This window comes from Nocardia sp. NPDC003183, assembly GCF_053590715.1.
This window is the reverse complement of sequence record NZ_JBSFTG010000005.1, coordinates 77,766-89,623: the sequence shown is the minus strand read 5'-3', so window position 1 is coordinate 89,623 and position 11,858 is coordinate 77,766. Positions and strand designations below refer to the sequence as shown.

Sequence of the window (11,858 nt, the reverse complement as noted above, 5' to 3'; positions counted from 1 at the left end):
AACCTTCCTCCGGCCTACGCTCGTGGACCGATCGCCCGTGCGATGCCACGGAAAGCTTGGCGCCGAATCGTGCTCCGAACCCGGTTCAGCACCGGCGTCGACGGTGCGATGGCCGGGGCGGCACCGAAACGGGGGAACAGGGTGAGTGCGTTGACGCGCTCGACGGCACGGCGCTGGGCGTCGTCGAGACCCGCGTAGGCGTCGAGGCCGCCGCCGAAGTAGAGCACCGCCGGATCGGGGGCGAACGGCCAGTCGCTGCCGTAGAGGACGTGGCCCGGCCGGGCGAACGACAGCAGGCTCGGCAGGGCCGACGCGCTCGAGGACAGCGCGGTGTCGAAATAGAACCCGGCGAACTCGTCGATCAGGTCGGCCGGGCTCACTCCGGTTTCGCTGAAGATGGTGAGCGCCAGCCGGTGGGCCGCGTAGGGGACGAAGCCGCCACCGTGCGACAGGATGAACTTGATGTTCGGGTACCGACGTCGAATCCCGTTGCGCACCAACAGGTAGGCGGCCCGGGTCGTGTCGAGGAGGAAGTCCGCGGCGAAGGGCAGGATTCCGGGAACCGACTCGCCGGGAAGATCCGCCGGGTGTACCAGAACGACCGCGCGACGGTCGTCGAGCGCGCGGAAGAGTTCGTCCTGGCCCTCGGCGCCGAGATAAACCCCGGCGGAGTTCCCGAGCAGCACCACTCCGTCGGCGCCGAGAGTATCGAGGGCTCGTTCGGCTTCCAGCCGGGACGCTCGCACGTCGGGCATGGGCAAGGTGGCCATGAATCCGAGCTGTCCCGGGTGGGCGGCCGAGATCTCGCAGGAGTAGTCGTTGAGGGCCTGGGCGAGCGTCGTGGCCTCGGCGGGATCGGTAAGGAAGGTGGTTCCGGGTGTCGACACCGACAGAATCGCCGAGCCGATCCTCGCAGTCGCCATCAGGCTCAGAGCCGAGTCCGGCGACCAGTCCGGCAGATCCCGGCCACCCGGGGCGGTGATGCCGTGGCGGCGCAGCGCGTCGCGATAGACCGGCGGGATCATGTGCTGATGCACGTCGATTCGGTCCGCGTTCATCGGGTCCTTCCGTTCATGGTGGAGAGATCTGCGGCCACACCATCGGCACTTATGTGATGATAGTATCAGTTACGACGACTCTCTAGCTATAGTGATGAAAATGTCAGCAGCTTCGCGCTGGGTGCGGGCTACTTCGTCAGCCCCAGCAGGGCGGCCGTGAGTCCGTAGTCGGGACCGAAGTCCTGCATGTTGCCGGTGCGGCAGCCGTCCGCGCGCATCTGGATCCGCTCGCAGAAGACGCTGATGATCTCGCCCGACAGGGCGGTTCCGATCAGCACGTTCTGGCGGAAGTACCTTCCGTCTTTGTCCATCGTGCGGTCGATGTTCTCCATGAGCAGCGGAGTGAGGTCAACGATCTCGGTGAGCGCGCCGGAGTTCGCACGTAGTTGGTTGGTGACATTGGTCAAACCGGCGAGTGAGGCGGCGAGCTCGTCCTGGTGCCCGGCGAATGCGATGCTGGTGTTGGCCAGGAAGGCGTTGAGCTGGTCCAGTGTTGCCTGCAGGCCGGGCGCCTGCTCGGCTAGCAGCCCCGACATGGCGGTCATCCGGTCGCTGAAGTCGCGCACCGACTGGTCGTTGTCGGCCAGCATCGTCGTGAGCTCGTTGAGCTTGATGATGATGTTGGCGATGGCGTCTTTGTTGTCGACACCGACCTTCAAAGCACCCGAGAGCGCGTCGAGGGTTTCGCGGATCTTCTGGCCGTTGCCGTTGAGCACCGGGTAGAGCGCCCGGCCTGAGAGCGGGCCGAGACCCTCCTGGCCTTCCTCGGGCTCGAGCGAGGCTGCGAACTGGTCGATGGTCTTGATCATCGTGTCCAGCTCGACCGGGGTCCTGGTCCGCGTGAGCGGCAGGTGATCGCCGGATTCGAGGGTGTCGCCGCCGGTGTAGGGCGGGGTGATCTCGATGTGGCGGTCGGTGACGATCGAGGGCGAGATGATCGCCGCGATGGCGTCTTTCGGGATCTCGATGCCTGCGTCGACGGTCATGTGGACCTCGACGTAGGTGCCCTTGGGGACGATCTTGTCGACCTTGCCGACCGCGAGGCCGAGGACCATGATCTCGTTGCCCTCGTACATGCCCGCGATGTTCTCGAAATCCGCGGTGATCTTGGTGGGAGGCGTCGATGTCGGCAGGGCGGAGCAACCGCCGAGGGTGAGGGCGGCTGCTCCGCCCGCGACGCACAGCCAGTGGAACCCGGCCTTCTTTCTGCCCAGCATGAACTGGTCCCTTCGCGCTCCAATAAATGATGATGCGATCACAAATGATAGAAGCATCGACACGATCTGGTGATGAAATCATCAAATACGCCCGGAGCGTCGGGCTCGGATCGGGATGACTCCCGTCACTCTCGGTGCGGCGTCGTTGCAGTTTATAGAATTGACCATCATTATTGATGAAACAGTCATAAACTATCGCCCGGTCGGCGCGCTGCTCCATGCCCCGCACCGGCAGAAGGGACCGGGTCGAGATGTCGAACCTGCAGCGCGTAGTCGCCCTGCCTGTGATCGGAGTCATGTGCTCCGCGTCACTGTTGATCTCCGGGTGTGGAATCGGCGTACCGGGAGGATCGCAGGAGTCCGGTGCGAGCGGCACGGTCGCGACGTCGCCCCGGACGACGAGTCCCGTCGCGGCGGAGGTGGTCACCCCGGAAGACGCCGGTCATCGGTGGGCGGCCGCCGGTTCGGCCGTCCTGACCCCCGGGATCCAAGCGAACACGCACGGAGGCGGGCAGTGCACGACGAACTACGTGTTCGTCGACGACACCGACAGGGTCTACCTCGGCCAGTCCGCGCACTGCGCCGGAACGGGCGGATCCACTGAAACCGACGGATGTACGGCCACCAGTCAGCCGCTCGACACCGCGGTCGATTTCACCCGCCGTGGCTCACTCCGTTCCGACGGCACCACCATCGGCACCGGCCGGCTGGCCTACAGCAGCTGGCTGACGATGCGGCAACTCGGCGAAGCGGACCCGAATGCCTGCGCGTACAACGACTTCGCGCTGATCGAGATCGACCCCGGCCTCGTCGATCAGGTCGATCCGAGCGTGCCGTACTGGGGCGGTCCCACCGGTCTCAACACCACCGGCACGCCCGAGGGCGAACACGTCTACAGCTATGGCAACTCGAGAATCCGGGGTGGCCTCCCCGGGCTGTCGCCGCAGCGAGGTGAGAGCTTCGCCGATGACAGCTCACTCGGCGGGTGGACCCACGCCCTGAAATCGCCGACGCCCGGCATTCCGGGTGACAGCGGAAGCGCCTTCCTCGACGCCGAAGGACGAGCGGTGGGCACGCTCTCGACTGTGGGGCTCGGGTTGCCCATCATCAACAATGTCGGCGACATCAGCCGCGAACTCGCTTACGCACGAGCGCATTCCGGGATTTCCGGACTGCGCCTCGTGCTCGGAACCGAAGAGTTCGACCCGAACCGGTGACACCTGTCCGCATCTGTCCCGGCCGGACCGAGTGTGGGTCTACTCGCCGGCCCCGAGGGGCAGATCGGGGTCGGCGGGCAGCTGGGGGAGTGGTCCGGAGCTGAGGCGCTGCGCGGTTCGCTTGTTCACGCCGAACATGCGCAGGGCTCGATACGCCATGTCGTCGGCGAGTGCCGCCGCGTCCGCATCCGGATCGGCGTCGAGCAGTTGCAGCAGTCCCAGCAGCGTTCCGCCCGCCGCCATGACGGCCAGATCGGGATCCATCGGTTCGAAGCGCCCTGCCTCCTGCGCGGCCACGATGTCCTGACGGGCACGGGGCGCGAGCCCCTCGTCGCGCAACATGACCCCCATGCCGGAATGCAGGACCACGCGCACCATCTCGGGAAGTCGGCGCTGTAGCCGTCCGGTCAGCCGGAAGCTGACCGCGAAGACCTCGGCCGGGTCGTCGTAGCGAGCCACGACCTGGTCGCGCATCGTGCTGTAGACGTTCAGCGCGGACCGCACGGCCTCGTCGAAGAGCTGTTCTTTGGAGTCGAAGTGGTTGTAGAAGGAGCCGAAACCGACGTCCGCGGCGTCGGTGATCTCCTTGATGCTGACCGATGACTTGCCCTCGGACAAGAACTTCCGCGCAGCGCCGAGCAGCGCATTGCGCGTGCGTTCCCGGCGACGATCGGTACGCGTGGGTGTGGTCTGCTCGGCTGTCATCTGCCCTCCACCTCGAGTTGCCGCAGCAATCATAACTGATCGGATATTCAGTACCGATGCGTGCGACTCGTGGCGTGGGTGTGGCGGTCGCTGTGGGCCCGGCGTCGCACCCACAGCGACCGACCGGCGCGAAGGGTCGGCTCAGCCGATGGCGCCGGACAGGACGGGCAGCATCTTCACGACCTGGGCTTCCCAGTACTTCCAGGCGTGGACACCCGAGGAAGGGAAGTCGTAGGTCACGGTGGTGGCGCCCAGTGACTTCATGCGTGTCTGGAACGACCGTGAGTTGGTCAGGGACAGCGTCTCGAGTGCCGAGCCCTCCGCGGCCTGCTTGCTCGGCTCCCCGGCCTCGGACGGCACGCCGTTGGCGGCCGACACCCACAGCTCGGTCCCGTTCCGGATGAGAGCGGGGGCGAGGAACATGGGATCCATCCACTGCCATTTGTCGGAGGTCGGCGAGCTGATCATGCACGAGATGTTGTACCCACCAGCCTTGGCCATGGCGGCCGAGATCGCTCCGCGCATGCCCGGAGCCGACGGGTTCAGATATCCGGACAGGGAAGCGGCATAGCTGAACTGGGCGGGATGATGAGCGGCGAGCGCGAACGCGGCGCTACCACCCATCGAGAGTCCGATGACACCGTTGCGGGTCGGGGACAGGCCGAGCCGTTCGTGCAGGGTGGCGGGCAGGACCCGGGTCAACAGTGTCTCCCAGGTGTAGGTGTAGGACTTTCCCGGCCCGGTGTCGGGTGCGGAATCACCGGCGATTTCGGATACGGCGCCCTCCGGAAGGTACGACGGGCGATCCCAATCCATATAGAAACTGGATTGTCCGCCGACCGGCAGCACGACATTGATGTTGTTCTCGGTCAGTGTCCTGGCGACCTCGGTTTCGATCTCCCAGCCGTTGAGGTCCTCACGTGCCCACATTCCGTCGAGGGCGTAGACCACGCGCTGGGTGTTGCCGTCGGCCGCGCGGAATACGCGGGTCTTGACGGGGCCCATATCGGAGTCGACCCAGAAGTCGACGCCGACGGGATCGAACGCGGCGTTCGACCGAGGTGTCGCTACGAGCAGAAACGTGAGCAAGGAGAACAGGGCAAGCCACAATGTCATTCGGGAGAGCGCTATCAACGCTTCGTCTCTTTTCATGGGTTGTCGGAGCCAGTTCGATACTGGTCACCGGGCGGAGGCTCAGCTCGAAGTGGAAGGCCACGGGCGCGCGGGGCCCACCGCGCGCCCGGCTTTCCGACCGCTACTTCGACTGCTGCTGGCTCTGCACCGACGGCTGGTTGATCGTGGTGTAGTACTGGACCGCGGCGTAGATCGCCACGGGCGCGGCGATGAGCAGCTGTCCCGCCAGCACGCCGAGGAAACCACCGGCCGCCACACCCGCGATGCAGCCCTGCACCTCGGACGGGAGTCCACTGAACATGGTCGCGAGCGCGCCGGTCAGTGTCGCGCCGGTCGCGCCGCCGATGACGCAACCGACCGCCGCGCCGCCGATTCCGCCGACCATGGCGCCGATCGAGGCGCCGAGTCCGATCGTGCTCGTCATGCGGGCCCAGGCGTCGCGCTCACGGTCGTAGTCGTTCTTCCAGGTAGCCTGCTCCTCGTAGGGTAGGGCGACCGGCTCATAGTGGGCCTTGTCCAGGGTGAACTGCGGAGTGAGCGTCGCAGTCCGCTCGTTGATCTCAGCTCCGATGGGGAAGACGAATTCGTCGACGCGGAACTTCAGTTCGGTGCCGGCGAGAACCTTGCCGTCCGGTGCCTTCACCTTCAGGGCGCCGTCCTCGACGACCAGGGAGCCCGCGTCGATCTGGACGAGCGTGGACGTGTCGGTCGTGGTCGTCGTGTAGTTCACGACGCCGAGGTCGTCGGCCGGGTCGGCGTAGGCCGTCCCGGTGCCGGTGGCCAGCGCGCCGATCAGGATCGCTGAGACGGCGGTGAGGTGCTTGATGCGCATTTCTGTTCCTTCTTCGTGGCGGAGATTTCCCGGGGAGGGTCTGGTGGGTCGGATCAGCCGAGCGCCGACAGCCAGTCGTGCAGCCAGGTGACGGCGGTGTGCCGGCCGTCGACGGGGTAGCTGCCGTAGGACATGTGCGTTCCGGATCCGTAGAAGTGCGCGAGCTGTCGCGCGCGTTCATCGCGGGCCTGGTCGGTGAGCTCGCCCTGTTCGTCGGCGGATCGCAGGGCGGTCAGCATTTCCGCTGCTCTGCTGCGGTAGCGGGGCAGATCGTCGGGGTGGTCGGCGGAAACTCCGGCCAGGGCGCCGGCGATGGCGATGACGAAGTCCTCGTCGTCGGTCGAGCAGTACAGATCGCCGACGGCGCAGATCGTGCGGACTCGAGCCGTGATCGAGCCGAACCCGTCGGGGCGTGGCCCCCGGACGCCGACGCCGCGGGCGGGCGGGCCGACCTGGGTATCGGCCCGTGACCGCTGGGGATCGGAGAGCAGGCCGACGGCCTGCACGCGATCCGGCGACACGACCCCGCCGCCTCTGCCGATCTCCGCCGCCAGATCACCGGCGGCGTCGGCACCCTGGCTGTAGCCGACCAGCGCGAAATCGGTGCCGGAGCAGCGGTCGGCGATGGTTCGCATCATCTCGCGCGCTGTGTCGACGGCGACCCGCTGCGAGGCGCCGTAGACCTTGCCCTCCCAGGGGAAGGCCGTCGCGGGATAGTCGACATAGGCGACCTGTTGGCTCGCGGGGAGGCCGTCGGTGACGCCGGCGAGCATGCCGGGGCCCGGGGTGTGCCGGGCTTCGCCGGTTTCCCAGGTGCCAGGGATCGCGATGACCGTGAGACCGGGGCAGCCCGGATCCGCGGCGGCGCTGCCCGTCACCGTGCCGGGCACGGTCGTGAGCGCGATGGCCGCACCGGCCGCCAACGCGATGGCCGCGGTGTGCATGTTCGTCCGCACCGGTCTGGCTCCGTTCGTCTCTGGGAGTTCGGCAGGAGCGTGACCGGCGTCATCGGCGGAACTGCGCCCTGGTGGTATAAAACGTCACAGATGATCATATGATCAGTCAATCGTCGTCAGAGAACTCTCAAGCAATCGGTAAACCTTCGACAGGAAGCGTTTCGACCGGCAGAGGAAGTGAATTCAGGTGCACGTAGCAACCACGGCGCGAACGGTGCGGCCGCGCGCCGTGGACGCCCGCGAGGGTTCCGCCGCCCCGGGTGCGAGCGGGATGGTGCTGGTCGTCGACGACGACGCCGACGTTCGTGAATCGCTGGAACGTGGTCTGCGTCTCAACGGCTTCGCGGTGTGTACCGCGGCCGACGGCGCGGCCGCGCTGGCGGTGACCCGCGAGCAGACGCCCGACGTGGTGGTGCTCGATATCGAGATGCCGGGACTGGACGGGTTGGCCTTCATCACCTCGCTGCGAGCACTCGGCAACGACGTGCCCATCTGTGTGGTGAGCGCTCGCACGCGGGTATCGGACCGGATCGAAGGGCTCGAGCTGGGCGCCGACGACTACCTGACCAAGCCGTTCGACTTCGTCGAATTGACCGCGCGGTTGCGTGCGCTGCTGCGCCGCCGCGGCAGTGGCTGGAGCACCGCGCAGGACTCGGTGACCATCGGGGTGTTGCGGGTCGAGTTCGCGGCGCTGCGGGTGACGGTCCGTGGCCGCGAGATTCCGCTGACACGGCGGGAATTCGAGCTGATCAGTGTCCTGGCCACCCATCACGGGGAGGTCGTGACCCGCGACCGGCTGCTGGAGACGGTGTGGGGTTACGACTTTCGGCCGCAGACCAATGTCGTGGATGTCGTCGTGGGGCACATTCGCCGCAAACTCGAAGACGACGGCGTGCCCCGCCTCCTGCACACGGTGCGCGCTGTCGGGTTCGTCCTCCGGGAGGAAGGGCCGTGAGGGGGAATCTCTCGCTGCGAACGCGGGTCGCGGTGGCGGCGGCGACGGGAACGACGCTCGTCGTCGGCGCGCTCGCCGTCTTCCTGTTCGTCGCGATCGAGCGGAACAACATCAGGCACGTCGACGAGCAACTCGACATCATCACCGGCCTGGTCGAAGCGAATGTCGGTACCGCGCAACTGTTCATCGGCAGCGTGCGCGACGGCGGCGTCGCCGCCATCACCCTGCACCAGGACGGCGCCGTTCTCGCCAGCACGTCCACGCGACTGCCGGAGCTGCCCGAGGGGCACCAGACCCTGGTGCTCGACGATGCCGGCTACCGCGTCAAGACCATGACGGTGGAGCAGTCTCCGATCGGCCCGCACCTCGTGTCCGTTGCCGCGCCACTGTCCGCGGCGGAATCGGTGACCCGGGAGCAGCGTCAGCGCGTCCTGCTCGCCGGGGCGGCGGCGATCGCGGTGGCATCGGGATTGGGATGGCTACTCGGCGGCCGGGCGATCCGGCCACTGATCGACCTGACCCGCAGGATCGATGCCGGTGACGAATTGCTCGAGGTGAGAGGATGGTTCCGGGTGCGGGAAGCCGATCGACTCGCCGGTTCGGTCCGGTCGATGCTCGCGCGGATCGACTCCGCGCAGCAGCGCACGATCTCGGCTCTCGAGACAGCGCGCACGTTCGCGAATACGGCCGCCCATGAGCTCCGAACCCCGCTCACCGCCATCCGCATGGACATCGAGATCGCGCGGGATGTCGAACTGGTGCCCGCCGAGCGCGCGCAGATCCTCGACGACGCGCTCCGCAAACACGGCCGGGTCGAATCGACGCTCGTGGCGCTGGAACTGCTCGCCGCCGGTGAACTGACATCGCGCCACGTCAGTGAACCGTCCGACGTGGTCGAGCTGGCCTACTCGGTCGTCGCGGACACGGCACGGACCCATCCGGAACTCCACCTGGTCGTCTCCGGCGAGCAACGAGCGGACTGCCACTGTTCCCCGGCCGGGATCCGCCTGATTCTCGACAACGCGATCACGAACGCGGTTCGCCACGGCCGCGCCACCCGAATCGAGATCTCCGTCCACCGAACCGGTGACGGATTCCTGCTGGCGGTCGACGACAACGGCACCGGGTTGCCCGAGAACGAACGCGACGTGGTGTTCGGTCGATTCCGGCGGGGCTCCGGCGCGGCCCGCGAAGGATCGGGCCTCGGCCTCGCCCTGGTCGCGCAGCAGGCCGAACTACACGGCGGACGCGCGGAACTGATCACGAGCCCACTCGGCGGCCTACGGCTCGCTGTCGTCCTCGCCTGCCCCGATCCCCGAGGTGCCGACGGAGCTGAGATGTCCGACCGAGTCGAGTAGCGGGCATGACACTCTCACGACGCCACTTGACTGATGTTTGCATCGCATGTGATTCTCTCATCAACTGATGGGAGTGGGCAATGAAAGACCAGCTGGAACGGAAGGAATCGAACGCGCGACGAGCCGGCGCCGCCCGCTTCCGGCGCACACGGGGTGGTCGGACCCACACTCCGATCCGCCACGACCCTCCCGCGCGCCCGGCGAAATCGAATCCGCTGACCGGAATTCGCGCACGGGTGATGGCCATCGTGCTCATCCCGAGCATCGTGTTCGCTACTGCGGTGATCGTGGTAGGCCTGCACCTCATCGAGGAGAACCGGCAGAACCGGGCGTGGGCCGAACTCATCCTCCGAGTGGCGCCGCAGGCGGTGGACTTCAGTGAAGCCATGCTGCGGGAACGTCGATTCGCGATGGCTCGCGTCGCACGGCCGGAACTCGGCTCCGACGAGCTCAACGCCCAGCGCCTTCGCGTCGACGCCGCCGGCACGGCACTGCTGGAGGCCGCATCGTCACTCGGCGAACTCACCACCGGAGCGTTCGACGATTCCGCTCACCAGCTGCGTGACACGGTCCGCCGACTCGGCGCCGTGCGCGCGCGTACGGTCAGCGGTACCTCGACAGTCGACGAGGTGTACCAGGCCTACAGCCTGCTCACCGCGACCGGGACGATCGCGGTCGAGGCATTGGTCCCCAGAGCTCCCGACGTGGACAGCACTATCGCTTTGACCACGACCGCGACCTTGCTGCGCACAGCTGACGCCATCTCCGCGGTGCACGCACTCGTCGCGGCCGCAGACGCAGAGACAGCACTCGACCAGGCCGCCTTGCAAGCGTTCGCCACCAGGGTCGGCGCCTACCACGCTGACCTGGACTCACTGGCGCACAAGGACGATCCCACCATCCGGCAGAGGCTCGTGCAACTGACCTCCAGCCCACAGTGGAGACAATTGGTCGAGTTCGAGAACGCCGTCGTGGCCAGAGGCGCTGCCCCCGCCCCGTCGGACCGCGACGACCCCACCGAGCCGCTGCCCACCGATTCCGTGGCGGCACAGCAGATTCTGGGACTGATGGTGAACGGCCTGTTGACGCTGTGGCGCACCAACTTCGCCGGTGTCCAACAGCGAGCGACCGACATCGCGGACAACGCCGTGCGCACCTCCGCCCTGACCATGCTCGCAGCGCTGATCATCGCCGCCGTGGCGTTCGTTCTGACCTCATGGTTGGCGAGTGGACTCATTCGACGACTCCGACGCCTTCGACTGCACACGTTGGCCGTCGCGGACACCGAGCTGCCTGCGATCATGTCCCGGATCGGTGCTGGTGAGGCGATCGATCTGACCTCGGCTCTACCTCCATCCGACTTCGGTGACGATGAAATCGGGCAGTTGGCACAGGCTTTCGACACCGCACAGCGCGCGGCGGTGTCCGCGGCGATGGCCGAAGCCCGGACCCGCGGCGCGGTCAACGCGATCTTCTTGAACCTCGCACACCGCAGCCAAGCCATGGCGTCTCGCCAGCTGGAAGTTCTGGACGCCGCGGAAGCTCACGAGGAGGACCCGGACAAGATGGAGCTGCTGTTCGAACTCGACCATCTGGCCACTCGCGAACGTCGCAACGCCGAGAACCTGATCATTCTCGGCGGTGAACGTCCCGGACGGCAATGGCGATATCCGGTGCCGCTCAGCGACGTCGTGCAGGGGGCGATCACCGAGTCCAAGGACTACACGCGCGTCACACTCAACCGCTTCCCTGATGTCTCGGTCAACGGCGGCGTCGTCGCCGACACCATCCACTTGCTTGCCGAGCTGGTCGAGAACGCCACCTACTTCTCATCCACGACCGCACCCGTCACGGTCTCGGGCGGACTCGTCGAAGGTGGCGCCGTCGTCGAGGTCGCCGACCAAGGGCGGGGACTGTCCCCGCGGGAACTGAACCGAATCAATCGAATTCTCGACAGCGCCCCGGATTTCGGCATCATGCACCTGTCCAGCGACGCGCGCATGGGGTTGATCGTGGTCTCGATCCTCGCCGGCCGCAACGAGATCAAGGTCCGACTCACCGAGTCGGACCACGGCGGAGTCACAGCGCACGTGTTCTTACCTCTCACCTTGCTCGATGACAGATCGCCTTCGGAGCCCGCCGGCGCCGGTGATGCACGCCCGCTGCTCCGGTAGGCATCACAGGCGCGCACGCGCGAGATGTGCCGACGGCTCGGTCCTGCTCGGATCCGGGACACGCCGACGCGCAGCCCCCCGAGGCGCGGGAAGAGTGCCGCGGTCGACCGATTGCCGCAAGCGACGTTGTTGACCGGGTTGGTGTCGAGGACGTTGTGTAGGACGGCGATGTCGCGCACGGCTTCGGCGAGCTTGTTACTGCCGATCCCGGTCGACGAGAGCGAAGTCGGATGTCTCCACGCCCAGTAAGTC

The 11,858-nt window shown here is 66.8% G+C and carries 10 protein-coding genes; 4 read left to right on the top strand and 6 right to left on the bottom strand.

Going from position 1 to position 11,858, the window contains the following annotated elements; genetic code table 11:
- Positions 1 to 14 precede the first annotated feature (14 nt).
- Positions 15 to 1,058, bottom strand: coding sequence for an amidohydrolase family protein (locus tag ACWDXS_RS18705; RefSeq protein WP_378988792.1), 1,044 nt, complete (start codon positions 1,056 to 1,058; stop codon positions 15 to 17).
- Between the two features lie 128 nt (positions 1,059 to 1,186).
- Complete coding sequence (locus tag ACWDXS_RS18700; RefSeq protein WP_387442641.1) at positions 1,187 to 2,275, bottom strand: MlaD family protein; 1,089 nt, start codon at positions 2,273 to 2,275, stop codon at positions 1,187 to 1,189.
- 251 nt (positions 2,276 to 2,526) lie between these two features.
- Here ACWDXS_RS18700 and ACWDXS_RS18695 point away from each other — a divergent pair, with 251 nt between their 5' ends.
- Positions 2,527 to 3,492 (top strand): hypothetical protein, encoded by a 966-nt coding sequence (locus ACWDXS_RS18695; RefSeq protein WP_449967173.1) that lies wholly within the window; start codon positions 2,527 to 2,529, stop codon positions 3,490 to 3,492.
- Positions 3,493 to 3,531: 39 nt separating this feature from the next.
- On the opposite strand, the gene ACWDXS_RS18690 is transcribed toward ACWDXS_RS18695, so the two are convergent.
- The 4 genes from ACWDXS_RS18690 to ACWDXS_RS18675 all read right to left on the bottom strand — a co-directional run bounded on the left by ACWDXS_RS18690 (position 3,532) and on the right by ACWDXS_RS18675 (position 7,119).
- Positions 3,532 to 4,197, bottom strand: a complete 666-nt coding sequence (locus ACWDXS_RS18690) for a TetR/AcrR family transcriptional regulator (protein WP_378871194.1) — start codon at positions 4,195 to 4,197, stop codon at positions 3,532 to 3,534.
- A gap of 141 nt (positions 4,198 to 4,338) precedes the next feature.
- Complete coding sequence (locus tag ACWDXS_RS18685; RefSeq protein WP_449967169.1) at positions 4,339 to 5,313, bottom strand: alpha/beta hydrolase; 975 nt, start codon at positions 5,311 to 5,313, stop codon at positions 4,339 to 4,341.
- Between the two features lie 139 nt (positions 5,314 to 5,452).
- Complete coding sequence (locus ACWDXS_RS18680; RefSeq protein ID WP_449967166.1) at positions 5,453 to 6,163, bottom strand: hypothetical protein; 711 nt, start codon at positions 6,161 to 6,163, stop codon at positions 5,453 to 5,455.
- Positions 6,164 to 6,216: 53 nt separating this feature from the next.
- Positions 6,217 to 7,119 carry a cutinase family protein gene (locus ACWDXS_RS18675; protein WP_378988800.1) on the bottom strand — a complete coding sequence of 301 codons (903 nt, stop codon included), beginning with the start codon at positions 7,117 to 7,119 and terminating at the stop codon, positions 6,217 to 6,219.
- A gap of 271 nt (positions 7,120 to 7,390) precedes the next feature.
- On the opposite strand from ACWDXS_RS18675, the gene ACWDXS_RS18670 reads away from it, so the two are divergent.
- The 3 genes from ACWDXS_RS18670 to ACWDXS_RS18660 all read left to right on the top strand — a co-directional run bounded on the left by ACWDXS_RS18670 (position 7,391) and on the right by ACWDXS_RS18660 (position 11,606).
- Positions 7,391 to 8,074, top strand: a complete 684-nt coding sequence (locus ACWDXS_RS18670) for a response regulator transcription factor (RefSeq protein WP_449967474.1) — start codon at positions 7,391 to 7,393, stop codon at positions 8,072 to 8,074.
- On the top strand, positions 8,071 to 9,432 hold the full coding sequence (locus ACWDXS_RS18665) for a sensor histidine kinase (protein ID WP_449967163.1): 1,362 nt from the start codon (positions 8,071 to 8,073) through the stop codon (positions 9,430 to 9,432). The genes ACWDXS_RS18670 and ACWDXS_RS18665 overlap by 4 nt, the downstream gene beginning before the upstream one ends.
- 80 nt (positions 9,433 to 9,512) lie before the next feature.
- Positions 9,513 to 11,606 carry a nitrate- and nitrite sensing domain-containing protein gene (locus tag ACWDXS_RS18660; RefSeq protein ID WP_449967160.1) on the top strand — a complete coding sequence of 698 codons (2,094 nt, stop codon included), beginning with the start codon at positions 9,513 to 9,515 and terminating at the stop codon, positions 11,604 to 11,606.
- Positions 11,607 to 11,858: the final 252 nt, after the last annotated feature.

What these genes read in the sequence shown, in the direction of transcription:
- ACWDXS_RS18705 (WP_378988792.1), bottom strand. Translation starts at nt 1,058, where the DNA reads ATGAACGCGGACCGAATCGACGTGCATCAGCACATGATCCCGCCGGTC.
- ACWDXS_RS18700 (WP_387442641.1), bottom strand. Translation starts at nt 2,275, where the DNA reads ATGCTGGGCAGAAAGAAGGCCGGGTTCCACTGGCTGTGCGTCGCGGGC.
- ACWDXS_RS18695 (WP_449967173.1), top strand. Translation starts at nt 2,527, where the DNA reads ATGTCGAACCTGCAGCGCGTAGTCGCCCTGCCTGTGATCGGAGTCATG.
- ACWDXS_RS18690 (WP_378871194.1), bottom strand. Translation starts at nt 4,197, where the DNA reads ATGACAGCCGAGCAGACCACACCCACGCGTACCGATCGTCGCCGGGAA.
- ACWDXS_RS18685 (WP_449967169.1), bottom strand. Translation starts at nt 5,313, where the DNA reads ATGACATTGTGGCTTGCCCTGTTCTCCTTGCTCACGTTTCTGCTCGTA.
- ACWDXS_RS18680 (WP_449967166.1), bottom strand. Translation starts at nt 6,163, where the DNA reads ATGCGCATCAAGCACCTCACCGCCGTCTCAGCGATCCTGATCGGCGCG.
- ACWDXS_RS18670 (WP_449967474.1), top strand. Translation starts at nt 7,391, where the DNA reads ATGGTGCTGGTCGTCGACGACGACGCCGACGTTCGTGAATCGCTGGAA.
- ACWDXS_RS18660 (WP_449967160.1), top strand. Translation starts at nt 9,513, where the DNA reads ATGAAAGACCAGCTGGAACGGAAGGAATCGAACGCGCGACGAGCCGGC.